The sequence below is a fragment of the Paraburkholderia sp. Ac-20336 genome (assembly GCF_017105025.1).
Taxonomy (GTDB): domain Bacteria; phylum Pseudomonadota; class Gammaproteobacteria; order Burkholderiales; family Burkholderiaceae; genus Paraburkholderia.
Genome location: NZ_JAAGPS010000146.1, coordinates 1 through 17,535 on the forward strand (window position 1 = coordinate 1; position 17,535 = coordinate 17,535).

Sequence of the window (17,535 nt, forward strand, 5' to 3'; positions counted from 1 at the left end):
GCCGGCACGACGAGAGCCCCGCCGGCGCGGCCGCACACAAGGCGGGCGCGGCGCTGCGCGCGGGCGTCACGCATTTTGTCGAAAGCGATCCGGTGCAGGCGCTGCTGATCGCGCAGCAGGCGCCGCTTTTGCGCGTGATCTGGTGGGATGCGCTGACGCGCACGGGGATGCTGGTCGGCGCGCGGGCGTGGAGCTGAGCGGGCTGCGCTGAATTTCGCGGGGTTTCTCTGAATCTCGCGAACCGTCGCGCTACATCTCCTTCCCCTCGCGCGGCTGCAAATGCCGCGTGGCCCGCTGCGACGCTACGACGATCAGCTTCATGGTCGCACGCGTCGCGCCGACGAACAGCTTGCGCGCGCTGCGCTCGTCGAATGCGTCGAAGTCGATCTCGGTGAAAATCACACACGGCGCGGCCTGGCCCTTGAAGCGATAAATCGACTCGAACAGCACATCCCCTTCGCGATACTCGGGGTTGCCGAACAGATCGTATTTGCCGGTGAAACTGCGCAGCCGATGCGGCCCGAGCTGATCGAGCGCGCTCATCGCCGAACCCTCGCGGCCGCGAAACGACAGCACGGCGATGTCCTGCTTGCGAAAACCGAGCGACAACGCCTGCGTGATCGCACGCTTGGTCGCGTCAATGACGCCGTCGGCGCCCTGCGCCTCGTCGTAGACCGACAGCGAAACCTCGGAGCCGTCGAACGGACTGCCCGAGGCGAGCGCCGCGGCGAGCGGCACCGACGCGCCGAGCACCTCGCGCAGATAGTCCAGAATGTCGCGCGGGCTCCGGTAGTTGGTGGTTTCCTTCAACGTGGTCCAGCCCGGCAGCGTGACCGGCTCGCGCATATAGAGGTTCTGCAGCGGGTCTTCGAGCCACCACCACGCGCCGCCCGGGCGCAGCAGCCGCTCGAGGGCGGCCACCCACGGCTGCTGGAAGTCCTGCCCTTCGTCGACGATCAACACGTCGAATTGCCAGCGCGGTTCGATCGGCGTATCGGCGAACACCGCTTCCAGCCGATCGAACACCTGAGCCGACTGGAAATCGGGCGTGCGGCCCGCATCGCGCGCGACCCAGTCGCACAACTGGTGATAGTTCGCGACCTTCGCCTCGGGCGGCGCGACCCGCGCGATGTGATCGGCGAGTGGCCGATTGAAGCACACATAGAGCGGACGCTGGCCGCGCGCGACCGCATCCTTCATCACCTGCACGGCGAGCTGGGTCTTGCCCGAGCCCGCCGTGCCGATCACGCGCAGCCGGAACGGCGCGAATTCGAGCCGCCGCGCCCACGTCGCGAGCCCGCCCGCGAGACGCGTGACGAGCGTGCCTGCCTGCCCGACGAGCGCGCTCGTGTCGGGCGTGAGCGCGAGTTCGTCGGCGAGAAAGTGGTGGATTTTCGAGGCGCAGGCAAGGCGCGGTTCGTCGGCCGGCAGCGCTTCGCAAATCACGGCCGCGAGCCGGTCGCGCCGGGTCGCGTCGACGATGCGCGCCGGGTTCACGCCGGCAATCGCCGCATCCTTGACGATGTGATCGGGACAGTACAGCAGCTCCTCGATGAAATACGTGCCGGCGCCGAACGCCGCGGTGAAGCGCCGATGCAGCCCCTCGATCGTATGCGCGAGCGCGATCGCGACATTGCGCTCGGTCTGCAGATAGACCTTGACGAGCCCTTTCGGCGTTTCGCGCAGAAAACCCGTTTTCTGTTCGACGATCATCACGCGCCCCGCCGGGCTCACGATCACAAAATCGGCCTCGCCGAACACCGAGAAGTTCTGGTTCAGGCGCGTCCAGTGCACGCCGTGGTAGACCGTGTAGTCGGCCGGCAGCGCCTTTTCGAGCAGCGTTAGCGTTTCGCGTTCGCGCGCGGCCGCGCCGGTCGCTTCGAGGCTCTTCCAGTCGTCGGGAACAATACGGGCCATGCAGTGCCTCAATGGGAGAAGCGTGTGGATGAAGTGCGTGGTTCAGATGCGCAGATGCGTGCGCCAGGACGCGCGATCCGGTGTGCGGCCATTGTACGCAACGCCGTCGCACGCAGCAGAGCCACGCCCGCACTCGCGCGCGCATCGTGTATCGTTACCGGCGAACGCCGCGCGCGAGGCGCGGCTTACCCACCGTAAAAGAAAAGGATTCGCCGGATGATTACGATCTGGGGACGCACCAATTCGGTCAACGTCCAGAAAGTCTTGTGGTGCTGCGACGAACTCGTGCTGCCGTTCGAGCGCATCGACGCCGGCCTGCAATTCGGCCGCAACAACGAACCCGACTATCTCGCGATGAATCCGACCGGCAAGATTCCGACGCTGGTCGACGACGATTTCGTGCTGTGGGAATCCAACTCGATCCTGCGCTATCTCGCGATGCAATACGGCGAATCGAGCCTGCTGTATCCGGCCGAGCCGAAGCTGCGCGCGAGCGTCGATCGCTGGCTCGACTGGTCGCTGTCGACGCTGCAGCCCGCCGAGCGCCCGGTGTTCTGGACGCTCGTGCGCACGCCGGCGGAGCAGCGCGACGTGGCCCGGCTCGCCACCGATGTCGCCGCCGTCGGTCAGTTGTGGCGCCTGCTCGACGCGCATCTGCAAGGACGCTTCTTTCTCGAAGGCGAGAAGTTCACGCTGGCCGACATCGTGATCGGCGCGTACGCGAAGCGCTGGTTCGGGCTCGACGGCATCGAACGGCCGCCGCTGCCGAATCTAGAACGCTGGTATTCGCGCATCGCCACGCGCTCGGGCTTCAGGAAATACGTCGACTTTCCGCTGACTTGAAGTGGCGTTCGGAGCTGGCGCTCGGGCACGGCCGGGCACGGCATCACGTGGAGACCTCTATAATCGACGCATGAAGATCGCCAAGCCCGTCGCCAAGCCCGCCGCAACCGGCCCTCAGGCCACTCCCGCCCATTCCGCCGAAGCTCACGGCCATCATGCGCATCATGAGGCCGCGCACACGCATGGCGCCTCGCAGGAAGCCGCCCTCGCGCTCGCCGAGGAATATTGCCGCGAGCGCGGCGAAAAGCTCACGCCGATCCGGCGTAAGGTGCTCGAACTGCTGCTGAATTCGGGGCGCGCGACCAAGGCGTATTCGCTGCTCGACGAAATGCGCCAGATCCATCCCGGCTCGGCGCCGCCGACCGTCTACCGCGCGCTCGACTTCCTGCTCTCGGCCGGCCTCGTGCATCGGATCGAATCGATCAACGCCTTCACCGTGTGCCACGACCTGACGCAGTGCCAGCACGGCATTCTCGTGGTCTGCCAGCAATGCGGCAGTGTCACCGAGTTGCACCAGCCGAAGCTGCGCCAGTCGCTCGTCGCGCAAATCGAAGACGCGGGCTACCGCCTCGCGAGCGATGAAATCGAGTTGAAGGGATTGTGTTCCGCCTGCCAAGCGCAACAGGCGGAAGGTGCCGCAACGCGGGTGGCCGCGGCGAAGTAATCATCGCGGCTCAAGCATGCGCCGGCACCAGGTCAGGCGCGGCTGGCGCACCCGGTGCGCAGGTTGCGCCAATCGCGTGGCAGCGCCTTGCCGCGCACTCCGGCCGGGATTCGCCGCGACGCTCAACCGGCCGCGCGTGCGTCGATCGCGTCGTGCAGCAGCGTCACCAGATCGTCGGGCAAGGCGGGTTTGGTCATGAAATGCTGAAAGCCTTCGCCGATGCTGCGCAGACGGTAGGCGTCGTCGGTATGGCCGGTGAGGGCCACGGCCACCGCCGGCGAATGACCGCCGCAAATCTCGTGGTCGCGCAGCCGCTGGATCAGATAGAAGCCGTCCATCGTCGGCAGATCGAGATCGCAGACGACCGCATCGGGCAACAGGCGCATTGCCGCTTCCACGCCCTCTTCCGCATCCGCCACGGCGCAAACCTTCGCGCCCTCCGCCTCGAGTAACAAGGTCAGCGACTCCCGGCTGTCCGGGTCGTCCTCTACCAGCACGATCGTGGCGTGATCGAGCCTCATTGCTCCGTTCATCTTCTGTTGTTGCTCTGGAAAAGCGGTTAGGCCGTCCGAACCGGCCAATGTTTCACTCTGCTGCTTGCCGCCGATCTGCGGCGCGGCTACGGTGTTGCTGTCCATGGTTCCGACTCGATTTCGCACGCCGAGTTGCAGACAGGTTCGCGATTGTAAAACATCGCGCTCATCACCTTCCCGAGTACAACGCGTGCGCACGGTAACGCGCCAAAATTGCACGCTGATGAAAAAACGGCCGCCGGTATTCACCGCGCTTCGCCTGCCCGTCTTCCCCAGTATTGCCACGGCTCGCCGATTGCCGGCAACCGATTTACCGGCGCGGCTCGTGCCCAACCCCGCTCGCATGGGCCGTGCCACTCGGCATTGTCTCGTTTCTTTTCTGCCCGTCGAATTGCTTGCGCGGCTGCGACGCCCTCGTTTGTTGCACGTGGGTTACACGCGGGTTACGCGCGGCGGTCGCGTTCATCCCGCCTCGGTCTCCATGAATAGCACGTCACGTGCCTTGCCGCAGTGCTTCGCGGCGCGCGAAACGCGCTCGCACGAGAAGCCGTCGGTACGCAGCCGATAAGACCGGCAGCGGCGCTGTCATCATGGGCGCGCTAGTGTGCGCTTGCCGCGCCTGGCGCATTTTGCAGAAGCTTAGGCTTGAACGGCCGACCTTGCGCAAGCCGCGGCCTGGCAGGGCCGGCTCGAAGCCTTGCTCATCGAATGGGTTTGCGGCACTGCGGCGCGGCTCGGGATTGATCCGCCGAACGAAGCGCCGAATGAAGGGACAAAGGAAGCGACAAAAGCGACGTTCGAGGACGGGAAAAAGAAACACGGAATTGGACGGGCGTCTGAAGGGCGTTCGCGAGAGTCGTCTTGAGCGAGCCTCACTTGAACTTCACTTGCCCTTCTTCGCGCCGATGCCGTGCATCAGCAACGCGACCGCATGGCGCGCGATCTCCTCGCCGCCGATGTTGCGCCGCATCGGATCGTTGCCCCACAGCTTCGAGGTCGCGAGCGGCAGGATCGTCATGCCCAGCAACGTGACGAACACGAGCGCGGGTTCGAGCGCCGCGTTCAGACGCCCCTCTTTCTGCCAGCGCGCGATGGCCGATAGCGAAGCCTTCTGATTCGCATTGCCGAAGCGCTCGTGCATGCGCTGGCGCAGCAGCCCGCCGTCGCTGATGACTTCGCGCACCCATAACGACGCAAACCACGGATAGTCGTCCGCGACCTGCACGAGCCGCCGCGCGAGCTGCGTGATCGCCGCGACCGGATCGTCGGGATTCTCCTGGAACGGCACGCCGAAGCTCGCGCGTAACGGTGCGAAACATTCATCGATCAGCACGTCGAGCAACTGATCGCGTGTCTTGAAGTAGTAATGCACCATCGCGGGCGTGAAGCCGGCTTCGCGCGCGATCTCGCCGAGCGAAGTCTCTACGATGCCCTGCTTCGCGAATAGCCGGAGCGCCGCATCGAGCAAACGGGCGCGTTGCTCGGGACCGCGTGCGGCGCCGGTCGGCCGGCCCGGACGGCGGGCAGCGGGCGATGCGGCGCTCGTGTCGGTTGCTGTATCAGTTGCCGCATCGGTTGCAGTATCCGCGTGTGCCGTAGCTTGTGCTGCCTTGACGGTGCCGCGCTTCGACGAACCGCGCTCGGCATTACGCTCCTGAGCGCTACCCCGCGCACGCGGCGACGATGCAACGTTCACCGTGGGGTTATCAACCGCGGAGCCATCTGACGAGATCCTTGCCATTGCATTCAATTTGACGTGAGAGACAATGTCGAATATATTAATCTCTCAATTAATTAATTTCAATGCGTCTCCGCCATGGAACAACCCGCCACGACCCAGCCGGTCGAATCCGCGCCGCCGGATTCGCGGTCTGCTTCGGCCGCCGACCATCCGCCGATCCGGTTGCTGTTTCCGGCGCTGCTGCTGGTCATGCTGCTCGCCGCGCTCGATCAAACGATCGTCTCGACCGCACTGCCGACCATCGTCGGCGAACTCGGCGGGCTCAACAACCTGTCGTGGGTCGTGACCGCCTACCTGCTCACCTCGACGATCGTCGTACCGCTGTATGGCAAATTCGGCGACCTGTTCGGCCGCAAGATCGTGCTGCAAACCGCGATCGTCGTGTTCCTCGTCGGCTCCGCGCTGTGCGGCATCGCGCAGAACATGGGCCAGCTGATCGTGTTGCGCGCGCTGCAAGGGCTCGGCGGCGGCGGCCTGCTCGTCGTGACGATGGCCGCGATCGCCGACGTGATTCCGCCCGCCGAACGCGGCCGCTATCAAGGTGTGTTCGGCGGCGTGTTCGGTCTTGCCACGGTCATCGGCCCGCTGCTCGGCGGCTTTCTCGTCGAACACCTGACGTGGCGCTGGATTTTCTATATCAACCTGCCGCTCGGCATCGTTTCGCTCGTCGTGATCGGCGCGGTTTTCCGGCCGCACGTTCGTCACGTGAAGCATACGATCGACTATATGGGCGCCGCGTTTCTCGCCGGCGCGCTAACCTGCATCATCCTGTTCACGAGCCAGGGCGGCACGATCCTGCCGTGGTCGTCGCCGCAACTGTGGTTCACGCTCGGCATGGGGCTCGTGTCGATCTGGGGTTTCATCCACGAAGAACGCAGCGCGGTCGAACCGATCATGCCGCTCGAACTGTTCAGAGACCGCACGTTCGTGCTGAGCAGTCTCATCAGCTTCATCATCGGCGTGTCGCTGTTCGGCTCGGTAACGTTCATCCCGCTCTACCTGCAAGTGGTGAAAGGCTCCACGCCATCTGAGGCCGGCATGCAGATGCTACCGATGATGGGCGGGCTCTTCATCATGTCGATGGTGACCGGCCGTGTCATCAGCAAGATCGGCAAGTACCGCATGTTCCCGATCATGGGTACGTGTCTCGTATCGATCGCGATGCTGCTACTCGCGCGCCTGCAGATCGATACGCCGATCCATGTGATGTATCTGTACATGGGCCTGCTCGGCTTCGGTCTCGGCATGGTGATGCAGGTGCTGGTTCTCGCCGTGCAGAACACCGTCGAGTTCCGGCATATGGGCGTCTCGACGTCGGGCGTGACGCTGTTCCGCTCGATCGGCGGCTCGATCGGCGTCGCCAGTTTCGGCGCGGTGTTTTCGAACGGCCTCGCCGCGCGCCTCGAAAAGCTGATTCCCGCCGATACCGAACTGCCGCACGCCCTCGGACCTGCCGCGATTCAACAGTTGCCCGAAGCATTGCGCAACGATTATCTGCATGCGTTTTCCGGTGCGCTGCACACGGTGTATCTGTCGGCCGCGTGCGTCGTGGTGCTCGCTTTCGCACTCGCGTGGCTGCTGAAGGATCATCCGCTGCGCAAGCAATAATCCCGACGTGCCTGCATCCTGATGCAAGCACTTAACGATGACGCTCTCGCGAGGCCGTACGCAAAACGCGTCGGCCTCGCTTCATTTCATTGCCCGTTTCATTGCCCATCCCGCTCTTCTCTACTCGCGCAATGCGTTCACTCGCAAACGACGTGCAAAAAGCCATACGTCCATTCGTTCTCAACGCATGAGCACTGTTTCGTCCTGCTTCCGAATGTGTGCTAGCGCACACAGGTCGGGTATGAAAGCAGATTGACGTTCCCGGCGAAACGCCACATATTGGAAATAGCGGCAACGTAGGCGCGGCCTACGTCTGCGAGACTCTCCGGCGCATGTGGATCGTGATTCCGCGGACCAGCTTCCAGCCTCAACACGATCCGGAGCATGCCTTTACGGCATCGTTTTCCACAGGTGGGTCCACGGCATGTCCATACAGACCGCAACCGGCCATAGCTTTCCGATGCCCTGCAGACGCTGCGGCGGCGCGCTGTACCGGCAGGTTGCGCGCTGCCCGTATTGCGGCGCCGCGCATCCCTTCGATGCGGATGCGGCCCCCGCCCTGCATCCTCACACACGCACCGAAATACCGGGCAGTCGCGCGAGCACGATGCATAAGCCCTTACAGAGTTTCGAAACCGGGCTGAACGCATCGGACCCGCAGGACGAGAGAAGCCTCGTCGCCCATCCGGCGCGCCATGACGAAGTCTGGCCCCGCAAGCCGGCCATGCGCACGGCGCTCGTCTCGCCCGATACGCCGGATCCGCTGCTCGAAGAAGAACCTGTGTATGTGCCGCGTAATACAACGCAGACGATCCGACGCGTGCTGTATGTGCTCGGCGCGCTTGTCGCCATTGCCCTGGCGTATGTCGGCTATACCCTCTTTAGCGATGGCGCCGACAACGAGGATGAAAGTGCCGATTCAATTAATCAGGATGCCAGAATGACGACCGGCACGATCGCGCCACTAGCGTCGGCGCCTTCCGTCACGCAATCGCTGACCGCGGATTCACCGGCCGCGGTCAGGCCCACGACGCCAGTCGTTCCGGTTACGCCTGTCGCACCTGTCGCGCCACCGGTTCTCGCCGCGCCCGCGAAACCGCCGATGCAGTTCCGCGACGCGACGCGGGCACTCGATGCTGCGCGTCTCGCGTTGCGCGGCAATGATCTGTCCAAGGCACAAGCCGCGCTCGCCGCCGCGCAAACGTTACAACCGGGCAACGCCGACGCGAAAGATCTGGCCGCGCAGCTACGTCCCCTCACCGAGCGCCGCGACAGCGCGTTGCAGGCCGCGCAGGCTTGCGTCGCGCAACAGTCGTGGCCGTGCGCGCGTCAGCACGCGAACGAGGCGCTGGCGATCGACAGTGGCAACGACATGGCGAAGAACATTCTCGAACGTGTGATTCGCGAGACCGGCTGGGCGCCGCTCAATCCGCACGCGTCGGCCACTGGCGCGGCACAAGGCAAGCCGATCGCGCAAACGCAACTGCAAACGCCGACGCCTCGACGCGATTAGCAGGAGAACGACAGCAGATCGGCAACAACGCGCACACTCGCACGCACGCTCGAAAGGCAGGAAATCGTCTCGCCGCCTTCCGGCATGCAATTTTTTATCTGGATACCGAATAAATTGCCATGCTCCATACCAACGTACACCTTATCGTGCTTTCTCTGAGCGGAAACAGACGGACCCAGGCATCGCGGCACCTCGAACATGACATCACAGCCGGATCACTGGCGCTTCGCGCGCGCCGACGCGGGAAGCTCGATAAACCTGACCGATAGGTAGAGACCATGCTGAAGAGACTTCTCGCGGGATGGCTGGGGCTGGCGGCGCTGGTCGTGGGTTCGCTGGCAAGCGCGGAACCGGCTCACTACAAGATCGTCACGGGGCCCGAGCGCGGCACGTATATCCAGTTCGGCAACGATCTGGCGAAATGGGTGGCGCAACCGGTCGGCATCGATCTGGAAGTGGTCGCCTCGAAAGGCTCGGCCGAAAACGTGCAGCGCATGCGCTTCGAGCCCGGCGTAAAGCTCGCGCTCGTGCAGTCCGACGTGTACCAGGCATTCGTCGACATGGCGAACTCGGGCAACCCCGAAGCGGGCACGACGATCCGGCCATTGCGGCTCATCATGCCGCTCTACGACGAGGAGATCAACGTCGTCGTGCGCGCGGATTCGCCGCTGAAAACGCTGGCCGACATCAAGGACAAAACCATCAGCGTCGGCCTGCTCGGCAGCGGCACCGCGCAGTCGGCAACGACGCTTTATCGCCTGATGTTCGGCCAGCCGATTCCCGAGCAGAACATCCAGCACCTGAGCAACGAGGACGCGCTCGCCGCATTGATCGTGAAGAAGATCGACGTCGCGATCATCGTGGTCGGGCAGCCCGCCAAGCTCTTCAACGACATGAGTCCCGACCTGCTGCAACAGTTGCGCCTGCTGCGCGCCGACCCCAATGCGCCGGAAACGAACCGCGCGAAGCAGACCTACTTCCCGACCACGATCCGTCAGAGCAGCTATCCGGGCTGGCTCAAGGAAGACGTGCCCGGCCTGACCGTGAAGGCGTTTCTCGTGACCTACGACTACGGTCTGCGCGATACCGTCAGCAATCTGAATCATTTCGCCGACTCGCTGTGCGCGAACTTCGACAATCTGCAGGAGCACGGCCATCCGAAATGGAAACAGGTGAAGCTCGAACTGCCGACGCTCGTGCGCGGATGGAAGTACTACGGCCCCGTCGAAAAACATCTGCGCGCCTGCATCGCGAACCGCGGTGCGGCGATAAACGCGGCGGCGGCTCAAACCACTCAGCCCACCCAGGCCGCGCAGAAACCGCGCACGCCCTGCACGGACCAGGAGCGCCTGCTTCTGCTGTGCAAATAGCGCTTGCCGGCAGGGCAAAAACGCGAGCGTTCAAACGCGCTCGCGCTGCGTCGCACCCGCCACGGCACTCGCTTCCATCGCCCGCTGCAATGCCTCGTAGACCTTCGGGCGATTGCATTGCGATACGTTAAAGCGCAGAAAGCCTGCGGCCGCCCGCGATGCGCTGAACACGTTGCCCGGCGCGAACACCACGCCGGCCGGCAACGCATGACGCGCGATCTCGGCGCCATCGAGCCCATCGGGTAGACGCGCCCACACGAACAACCCCGCGCGCGGCCGCGTCCAGATATCGAGGCCCGCATAGCCGAGACGCCGGATCGTCTCGCCCATCGCATCGGCAAGCTTCGCGCGCATCGCTTCGAGATGGCGCCGATAGGTGCCGTCCACGAGCATGCGATGCACGACGCCCGCCGCGAGCTGGCCGTTGCCGAACGACGTCGCGAGCTTCAGATCGATCAGCGGCTCGATCCATTCGGCGCGCGCGGCGATATAGCCGCAGCGCACCGCCGCCGACAGCGTCTTCGACAGGCTGCCGATCGACACCACGCGCGCGAGCCCGTCGAACGCGGCAAGACGCGGCGCGGCTTCGTCCTCGAAGTCGGCGAAGATGTCGTCCTCGACGATCAGCAGATCGTGCTCGCCCGCGAGCTTGAGCAGCCGATGCGCGACGGCCGGCGCGAGCGTCGCGCCGGTCGGATTGTGAATCGCCGAGTTGGTCACGTAGAGGCGCGGACGATGCTCGATCAGCGCGCGCTCGAATGCCGCGAGAGCCGGTCCTTGCGGCGTGTACGGCACGCTCTCGATCCGCACGCGGTGCGCGCGCAGCAAGGCCTGGAAATTGAAGTAGCACGGATCGTCGATCAGCACCGTATCGCCCGGTTCGAGCAGGAAGCGGCACACGAGGTCGAGCGCATGCGTGGCGCCGTCGGTCAGCATGATCTGCTCGGGCGGCGCATCGACGCCATGCTGCGCGAGCCGCCATACAAGCTGCTGACGCAGCGCCGGCAAGCCGGCCGGACTCGCGTAGTCGGCAAGCGATGCCTGCGGGTCGCGCGCGACCGCGCGCAGCGCGCGGCGCACGCCGTCTTCGGGCAGCCACGACGCCGGCATCCAGCCGCAGCCCGGTTTCAGCACTTTCGAGTCCGTTTCCAGCGACTGCCGCGTGAGCCACAGCGGATCGACCTCGCGATCGAGGCGCGGCCCGAGATCGGCGAGCGCGAACGGCGGCGCATGGCCCGACACGAAGAAACCGGAGCCGCGCCGCGCGACGATCACCCCTTCGGCGACCAGACGATCGTAGGCTTCCACCACCGTCGACTTCGACACGCCGAGCGTGCCGGTCATCGCGCGGATCGACGGCACGCGCGAGCCCGGCATCAGCGAACGGCTCGCGATGCGCTCGCGCAGGCTGTTCATCACGCGCTCGACCCGGGTGCCCGAAGGCGCCCCGCTGTTCCCGTTTTCCGTCATCTGTACTGCTCCATGTTCAATACAGTTTGTGCAAAGTGTACTGATCTGTAGCTTACCGTTTCCGGCACCGGAGCGCATCATGGTGCTTCCTCGACAGGCGGGATGACTTCAATGGACAAGACAACCAACGGCTGGCTCAGCGGTCTCGCGGGCGTGCTGATTTTCAGCGGCTCGCTGCCGGCCACGCGTCTTGCCGTGCAAGGGCTCGACCCAGTGTTTCTGACCGTCGCGCGCGCGACGATCGCGGGTCTCCTCGGCCTGCTACTGTTGCTCGCGTTTCGCGAGACGCGGCCCGTGCGGCGCGACGTGCTGCCGCTCGTCGTGGTCGCGCTCGGCGTCGTGGTCGGTTTTCCGCTCCTGACGGCACTCGCGCTGCGTCACGTGAGCGCCGCGCATGCGGTCGTGTTTATCGGCCTGCTGCCGCTTGCGACCGCGATCTTCGGCGTGCTGCGCGGCGGCGAGCGGCCGCAGACCGCGTTCTGGCTGTTTTCGGCGCTCGGCAGCGGCGCGGTCGTCGCGTTCGCGTTGCGGCACGGCGTCGACGCTTCGCCGCTCGGCGACGCGCTGATGCTCGCTGCCATCGTCGTCTGCGGGCTCGGCTATGCGGAAGGCGCGCGCCTCTCGCGCCATCTCGGCGGCTGGCAGGTGATCTCGTGGGCGCTCGTGCTGTCGCTGCCGCTGATGCTGCCGCTCGCGTGGTGGACGCGGCCCGCCTCGTTCGCGGGCATCGGCGCGGCGGCACTGTGGGGCCTCGCCTACGTGTCGCTCTTCAGCATGCTGATCGGCTTCGTGTTCTGGTATCGAGGGCTCGCGCTCGGCGGCATCGCAGCGGTCGGACAGTTGCAGCTGTTGCAGCCGTTCTTCGGCCTGCTACTCGCGGGACTGCTGCTGCACGAACAGGTGCCGCCGTCGATGATTCTCGTCACCGTCGTCGTGGTCGCCTGCGTGGCCTTCGCGCGGCGTTTCTCGCGCGCGGCGCCGGCGCGGCGCGCCGCCTGACGCGCTGTCTGGCGCACCAGCGCAGCACGATCACGGCCTTTTTCGGGATCGAATCGCGCGGCCCGCGGGTCGATATGTCATCATGCCGACGATAGCTCAACCCCCGCGCCGCGACCGCCGATGCCGACCGCCTTTGCCCAAACCGTCGAAGCCCGTTTTGCCGAACTCACGCCGACTTCGAAACGCGTCGCCAGCTACATGCTCGCGAACCTCGACCGGCTCGGCCTCGAGACCGCTGACCAGATCGCGCAGCAAGCCGGCACGAGCGGCATCTCCGTCGGCCGCTTTCTGCGCAGCATCGGCTACCGCAATCTCGACGACCTCAAGCGCGAGCTGCGCGGCACCACACAGCAACGTCCGTGGCTCATCACCGACCGGCTCGATGCATTCCGCCGCGGCACGCACGAAGCCGCTCACGCGCAAGGCGGCGCGCCCGCCGCCGGCGATGCCAGCGATGCCGGCGCTTCGTCTGCGCGCGACGCGACGCTCGCGCAATCGCTCGAACTCGAAATCGGCGCGATCCAGCATGTGTACGAACTCGCGCGCTCGCCGGTGTTCGCGCGCGTCGCCGAACGCATCGCGCATGCCGAGGCCATTTACATTCTCGGCATCCAGTCGACGCGCGGCATCGGCAATGCGTTCTACAGCTACCTCGAATACATCCGCCCGCGCGTGTTCTATTCCGACGGCATGTCGGGCTCCTACGTCGATTCGCTGAACTCGGAATTCAACGCACCGTATCTGATCGTCACCGACACGCGCGCGTACTCGGCCATCGCGCGCCGCTATTGCGAAGCCGCCTCGCGCCGCGGCCTGCCCTTCGCGCTCGTCACCGACATTTACTGCCCGTGGGCGCGCGATTTCGAGGGCGATCTTCTGCAGGTGAAGACCGACGTCGGCCAGTTCTGGGATTCGCTCGCACCGCTCACGTGCCTGTTCAATCTGCTGATCTCGGCCGTGGTGGAGCGGCTCGGGCCGGCCATCGACGAGCGCGTCGCGCGCAACCGCGAATTGCAGAGCGAATTCGATCAGTTCGATCTTTGAGGCCTCGGCTCTCGTACGCTCCCACGCATAGCGGGGATTTTTGACCCGCTTCAAATCTGCTCGCGCGGCAGGCATAGTCGAAATCTTTGCCGGCAACACGCCAGGAACGCTCATGAGCCCGACCCGATCCACGTCCCCGCCCACTCCTGCCAACCCGGGCTCACCCGGCACGCCACGGATTCGCGACGCCACCGAGGCCGATCTCCCCGCGATCCAGGCCATCTACGCGCACCACGTGCTGACCGGCGTCGCTTCGTTCGAGGAAACGCCGCCGTCGGTCGACGAACTGCGCATGCGGCTCGCGTCGGTGCGCGGTCACGGCCTGCCGTACATGGTCGCGGAACTCGACGACGAGGTGGCCGGCTATTGCTACGCCACGCTGTATCGCCCGCGCGCCGCCTATCGCAACACGATCGAGGACTCGATCTACGTGAGCGACGCCTATCGCGGACGCGGCCTCGGGCGTGTGCTGCTGCAGGCGCTGATCGAACGCTGCGAAAGCGGGCCGTGGCGCCAGATGATCGCGGTAATCGCCGATGGCGGCAGCGGCGGCTCCCTGTCTTTACACAGCCAGCTCGGCTTCGAGTTGACCGGCACGCTGAAGGCGGTCGGCTACAAACACGGCCGCTGGCTCGATACGACGCTGATGCAGCGCACGCTCGGCCGCGGCGCTTCGAGCGCCCCCGACGACGCGATCAGCGGCTGATGCGAGCCTCCGGGGCGAACCCATGAGGCGAGCCGCGCTACCTGGCCCGCGCGCTGGTGGCGCGCGGCGCTGCCGCGTTAAAATCCGGGCATGCCGAACACGCCGCCTTCCGCCCCGCCCGCGCCCGCCGGTTCCAGCCATCCGGCAAGCGCGTCGCCGCGCAACGAATACACCGTCGACGAACTCGCGCGCGTCAGCGACACGACCGTGCGCAACGTGCGCGCCTATCAGGATCGCGGTCTGCTCGCGCCGCCGGAAAAGCGCGGCCGCGTCGGCGTGTACGACGACACGCACGTCTCGCGTCTGAAGCTCATCAACCATCTGCTCGCGCGCGGCTACACGCTTGCGAACATCCAGGACCTCATCAAGGCCGTCGACGAGGGTCACGACCTGCGCTCGATCCTCGGGCTCGAAACCGCCATTGGCGGACGCTGGTCGCGCGAGCGGCCGAAAAAATATTCGCTGATCGAGCTGGTGCAGATGTTCGGCGACAAAGCCTCGCCGAGCGCGCTCGCGAAAGCGGTCGAGCTCGGGCTGCTCGAACGCAATGGCCTGTCTTTCGTCTCGGCCAATCCGACCGCGCTCGCCGCGGGCGCGACGATGGCGAAGGAAGGCATCCCGCTCACCGACCTGCTCGACGCAGTGAGCATCGCGCGGCCGCATTTCAACGCGGTCGCGAAAGCGCTCGTCGATCTGGTCGTGCGTCAGCTCGACCGCTATGAAGCCGATGCGCTGCCGCCGCCCGCCGACGTACCCGCGCTCGTCGACGCGATCTGGCGCTTGCGGCCGCTGGCGAGCGTGCTCGTCGAAAGCGAAATGAACCGCGCGCTCGAAGAAGCTTCCGGCGATTATCTCGGCGACCGCGTCGCCGCAATCATGGAAAAGAAGCTCGGCCACTCCGCGGACGGCGAAACGGCAAAACACGCGGCGCAGAAAAAAAGTAAGACGAAGAAGTAAGCCGGGCACCCACACCGCTTTGCGAAACGGCCTCGCCGGCTTCCAGCATTGGCGAGGCGCAACTCAGTCCCGCCGCAACCGCAATCCAGGCCCGGCACCGGCCAACGCCACCCCACACCGTCACGCGCCTCGCCGCCTACGCCGGGCGCATCTCGCACCGCGCCCCCACCCTAGAGCCCGCCGTCTAACCGGCATCTTGCATCCTTCGTTCTCAGCCTCTATTGTTACATCAATCAATGTAACAGTTAATAGCGTAAAAAGGAGACGGATCGGATGAACGCCCGCACGATGTCCCACGACGACGCGCCGCCCGAACCGCGCGCGCCTCTCGATACAGCGCTGGTCCACACGGACATCGCGATCATCGGCTCCGGCTTCGCGGGCCTCGGCATGGCGATCCGCCTGCGCCAGGCCGGCATCACCGATTTCGTCATCGCCGAGAAGGCCGGCTCGGTCGGCGGCACCTGGCGCGACAACCACTACCCCGGCTGCGCGTGCGACGTCCAATCGCACGTCTATTCGTTTTCGTTCGCGCCGAATCCGCGCTGGAGCCGCATGTTCGCGCGCCAGCCCGAAATTCGCGCGTACCTCGAAGACTGCACGCGGCGCTTCGGCGTCGAGCGTCATCTGCGCTTCGGCCATGAACTCGCGAGCGCGATCTACGACGAAACGCGCCACCGCTGGCAGCTGACTTTCGCAAACGGCCAGCAATGGTCGGCGCGCGTGCTGATCTCGGGCATGGGCGGCCTGTCGCGCGCGGCGCTGCCCGATATTCCCGGCATCGAAAACTTCAAGGGCAAGGCGTTTCATTCGCAGCACTGGGATCACGACTATGCGCTCGAAGGCAAACGCGTCGCCGTGATCGGCACCGGCGCGAGCGCGATCCAGTTCGTGCCGCAAATCCAGCCGCGCGTCGCGCATCTCGATCTGTTCCAGCGCACGCCGCCGTGGATCATGCCGAAGGCCGACCGGCCGGTGAAGCCGCTCGAACAGTGGCTGTTCAAACGTCTGCCGTTCACGCAGAAGATCATGCGCTCGGCGCTGTACTGCATGCTCGAATCGCGCGCGGTCGGCTTCGCGATTCATCCTTCGCTGATGAAGACCGCGCAGAAAGTCGCGGAGCGTCATCTGCGCCGCCAGGTACCCGATGCGCAACTGCGCGCGACGCTCACGCCGAACTACACGATGGGCTGCAAGCGCATCCTGATCTCGAACGACTATTTCCCGGCTGTAGCGCAAGCAAACGTCTCGGTGAAGACCACCGGCATCGCGCACATCGAGGAAGACGCGGTCGTCACGACCGATGGCGTGCGTCATCCGGCCGACTGCCTGATCTTCGGCACCGGCTTCCAGGTCGCCGATCCGTTTCCACCCGGTGTCGTACGCGGTCGCGGCGGCATCGATATCGTCGAGACGTGGCGCGACGGCGCGCATGCGTACCTCGGTACGACCTTGCCTGGCTATCCGAATTTTTTCATGATCGTCGGCCCGAACACCGGTCTCGGCCACAACTCGATGGTGTTCATGATCGAGTCGCAGGTCGAATACGTCCTGCAGGCGCTGCGGACGATGAAGACCGAACAGGCCGCCGCGATCGAAGTGCGTCCGCAGGTCGAGCGCGACTACAACGAGCGCATCCAGCGCAAGCTCGATCACGCGATCTGGTCGACGGGCGGCTGCGAGAGCTGGTATCTCGATCCGAAGACGGGCAAGAACACCACGTTGTGGCCGGGCTTCGCATACAAGTTCCGCCAGGCCACCAGCACGTTCCGCATGAACGATTACTTCGCGCTTGCGCCCGCGCCGCAGGCGGGCATGCAGGCGATCAGGCAGTCGACTCATCCCGCGAGCGCCACAGCGCAGATGCAGCAACCCGCGCCTGCGCACGGCAACGCCGCGGTGACGTCGGCGGAAGCGACCTGAACGGATAACGACGGCAGCGCAGCAATCAGGGAGGACAGGAGCCAATGAAGCACTTCACCGATAAAGTGGCCGCGATCACCGGCGCGGGCTCGGGCATGGGCCGCTCGCTCGCGATCCGGCTCGCGCGCGAGGGTTGTCATCTCGCGCTCGCCGACCGCAATCCGGCCAGCCTCGCCGACACCGCGCAGCTCGCGCAGGCCGCCGCGCCGGCGCCGGTATCGGCATCGGCCGCAAGCTCGGCCGCCAG

Annotated in this window: 15 protein-coding genes and 1 pseudogene; 12 read left to right on the top strand and 4 right to left on the bottom strand. The window is 65.4% G+C overall.

The window, feature by feature from the left end:
* Nucleotides 1-197, top strand: a pseudogene (locus GXB81_RS26880) (phosphoribosyltransferase); the annotation flags it as partial.
* 52 nt (nt 198-249) lie between these two features.
* On the opposite strand, the gene GXB81_RS26885 reads toward GXB81_RS26880, so the two are convergent.
* Nucleotides 250-1,917: an ATP-binding domain-containing protein gene (locus GXB81_RS26885; protein WP_205990784.1), complete on the bottom strand. Its 1,668-nt coding sequence runs from the start codon at nt 1,915-1,917 to the stop codon at nt 250-252.
* 216 nt (nt 1,918-2,133) lie between these two features.
* Here GXB81_RS26885 and GXB81_RS26890 point away from each other — a divergent pair, with 216 nt between their 5' ends.
* Together GXB81_RS26890 and GXB81_RS26895 are read left to right on the top strand one after the other, a co-directional pair.
* A complete protein-coding gene (locus tag GXB81_RS26890) occupies nt 2,134-2,760 on the top strand; it encodes a glutathione S-transferase (RefSeq protein ID WP_205990785.1) in 627 nt (208 codons plus the stop codon).
* A 70-nt stretch (nt 2,761-2,830) separates the two neighbouring features.
* Nucleotides 2,831-3,424 (top strand): Fur family transcriptional regulator, encoded by a 594-nt coding sequence (locus GXB81_RS26895; RefSeq protein ID WP_205990786.1) that lies wholly within the window; start codon nt 2,831-2,833, stop codon nt 3,422-3,424.
* A gap of 122 nt (nt 3,425-3,546) precedes the next feature.
* Here the strand turns inward: GXB81_RS26895 and GXB81_RS26900 are convergent, their stop codons facing one another.
* Both GXB81_RS26900 and GXB81_RS26905 read right to left on the bottom strand, forming a co-directional pair.
* The gene (locus tag GXB81_RS26900) at nt 3,547-4,062 is read right to left on the bottom strand and encodes a response regulator (RefSeq protein ID WP_205990787.1); all 516 of its coding nucleotides are present in this window, start codon (nt 4,060-4,062) and stop codon (nt 3,547-3,549) included.
* Nucleotides 4,063-4,840: 778 nt separating this feature from the next.
* Nucleotides 4,841-5,698: a TetR/AcrR family transcriptional regulator gene (locus GXB81_RS26905; RefSeq protein WP_205193380.1), complete on the bottom strand. Its 858-nt coding sequence runs from the start codon at nt 5,696-5,698 to the stop codon at nt 4,841-4,843.
* Between the two features lie 75 nt (nt 5,699-5,773).
* Here GXB81_RS26905 and GXB81_RS26910 point away from each other — a divergent pair, with 75 nt between their 5' ends.
* The 3 genes from GXB81_RS26910 (at nt 5,774) to GXB81_RS26920 (ending at nt 10,189) form a co-directional block, all read left to right on the top strand.
* Nucleotides 5,774-7,306, top strand: coding sequence for an MDR family MFS transporter (locus GXB81_RS26910; RefSeq protein WP_167049825.1), 1,533 nt, complete (start codon nt 5,774-5,776; stop codon nt 7,304-7,306).
* Between the two features lie 607 nt (nt 7,307-7,913).
* Entirely contained in the window at nt 7,914-8,819 is a 906-nt protein-coding gene (locus tag GXB81_RS26915) for a hypothetical protein (RefSeq protein WP_205990788.1), read from the top strand.
* Between the two features lie 278 nt (nt 8,820-9,097).
* Nucleotides 9,098-10,189: a TAXI family TRAP transporter solute-binding subunit gene (locus tag GXB81_RS26920; RefSeq protein WP_167049821.1), complete on the top strand. Its 1,092-nt coding sequence runs from the start codon at nt 9,098-9,100 to the stop codon at nt 10,187-10,189.
* A gap of 30 nt (nt 10,190-10,219) precedes the next feature.
* On the opposite strand, the gene GXB81_RS26925 is transcribed toward GXB81_RS26920, so the two are convergent.
* Nucleotides 10,220-11,659 carry a PLP-dependent aminotransferase family protein gene (locus tag GXB81_RS26925; RefSeq protein WP_205990789.1) on the bottom strand — a complete coding sequence of 480 codons (1,440 nt, stop codon included), beginning with the start codon at nt 11,657-11,659 and terminating at the stop codon, nt 10,220-10,222.
* Nucleotides 11,660-11,770: 111 nt separating this feature from the next.
* Between GXB81_RS26925 and GXB81_RS26930 the strand changes: the two genes are divergently transcribed.
* The 6 genes from GXB81_RS26930 to GXB81_RS26955 form a co-directional block, all read left to right on the top strand.
* Complete coding sequence (locus GXB81_RS26930) at nt 11,771-12,658, top strand: DMT family transporter (RefSeq protein WP_205990790.1); 888 nt, start codon at nt 11,771-11,773, stop codon at nt 12,656-12,658.
* A 120-nt stretch (nt 12,659-12,778) separates the two neighbouring features.
* Nucleotides 12,779-13,702 carry a MurR/RpiR family transcriptional regulator gene (locus GXB81_RS26935; protein ID WP_205990791.1) on the top strand — a complete coding sequence of 308 codons (924 nt, stop codon included), beginning with the start codon at nt 12,779-12,781 and terminating at the stop codon, nt 13,700-13,702.
* 112 nt (nt 13,703-13,814) lie between these two features.
* A complete protein-coding gene (locus tag GXB81_RS26940) occupies nt 13,815-14,408 on the top strand; it encodes a GNAT family N-acetyltransferase (protein WP_205990792.1) in 594 nt (197 codons plus the stop codon).
* Between the two features lie 90 nt (nt 14,409-14,498).
* Nucleotides 14,499-15,365 carry a MerR family transcriptional regulator gene (locus GXB81_RS26945; RefSeq protein ID WP_205990793.1) on the top strand — a complete coding sequence of 289 codons (867 nt, stop codon included), beginning with the start codon at nt 14,499-14,501 and terminating at the stop codon, nt 15,363-15,365.
* A 273-nt stretch (nt 15,366-15,638) separates the two neighbouring features.
* Nucleotides 15,639-17,288: an NAD(P)/FAD-dependent oxidoreductase gene (locus GXB81_RS26950; protein WP_205990794.1), complete on the top strand. Its 1,650-nt coding sequence runs from the start codon at nt 15,639-15,641 to the stop codon at nt 17,286-17,288.
* 44 nt (nt 17,289-17,332) lie between these two features.
* Nucleotides 17,333-17,535, top strand: a 203-nt coding sequence (locus GXB81_RS26955; protein WP_205990795.1) for an SDR family NAD(P)-dependent oxidoreductase, incomplete at its 3' end; no start/stop codon positions are given.

Excerpts from the sequence above, each read along its gene's own strand:
- GXB81_RS26895 (WP_205990786.1), top strand. The coding sequence starts at position 2,831 with ATGAAGATCGCCAAGCCCGTCGCCAAGCCCGCCGCAACCGGCCCTCAG.
- GXB81_RS26890 (WP_205990785.1), top strand. The coding sequence starts at position 2,134 with ATGATTACGATCTGGGGACGCACCAATTCGGTCAACGTCCAGAAAGTC.
- GXB81_RS26900 (WP_205990787.1), bottom strand. The coding sequence starts at position 4,062 with ATGGACAGCAACACCGTAGCCGCGCCGCAGATCGGCGGCAAGCAGCAG.
- GXB81_RS26920 (WP_167049821.1), top strand. The coding sequence starts at position 9,098 with ATGCTGAAGAGACTTCTCGCGGGATGGCTGGGGCTGGCGGCGCTGGTC.
- GXB81_RS26885 (WP_205990784.1), bottom strand. The coding sequence starts at position 1,917 with ATGGCCCGTATTGTTCCCGACGACTGGAAGAGCCTCGAAGCGACCGGC.
- GXB81_RS26935 (WP_205990791.1), top strand. The coding sequence starts at position 12,779 with ATGCCGACCGCCTTTGCCCAAACCGTCGAAGCCCGTTTTGCCGAACTC.
- GXB81_RS26905 (WP_205193380.1), bottom strand. The coding sequence starts at position 5,698 with ATGGCAAGGATCTCGTCAGATGGCTCCGCGGTTGATAACCCCACGGTG.
- GXB81_RS26910 (WP_167049825.1), top strand. The coding sequence starts at position 5,774 with ATGGAACAACCCGCCACGACCCAGCCGGTCGAATCCGCGCCGCCGGAT.
- GXB81_RS26915 (WP_205990788.1), top strand. The coding sequence starts at position 7,914 with ATGCATAAGCCCTTACAGAGTTTCGAAACCGGGCTGAACGCATCGGAC.
- GXB81_RS26930 (WP_205990790.1), top strand. The coding sequence starts at position 11,771 with ATGGACAAGACAACCAACGGCTGGCTCAGCGGTCTCGCGGGCGTGCTG.
- GXB81_RS26945 (WP_205990793.1), top strand. The coding sequence starts at position 14,499 with ATGCCGAACACGCCGCCTTCCGCCCCGCCCGCGCCCGCCGGTTCCAGC.
- GXB81_RS26950 (WP_205990794.1), top strand. The coding sequence starts at position 15,639 with ATGAACGCCCGCACGATGTCCCACGACGACGCGCCGCCCGAACCGCGC.
- GXB81_RS26940 (WP_205990792.1), top strand. The coding sequence starts at position 13,815 with ATGAGCCCGACCCGATCCACGTCCCCGCCCACTCCTGCCAACCCGGGC.
- GXB81_RS26925 (WP_205990789.1), bottom strand. The coding sequence starts at position 11,659 with ATGACGGAAAACGGGAACAGCGGGGCGCCTTCGGGCACCCGGGTCGAG.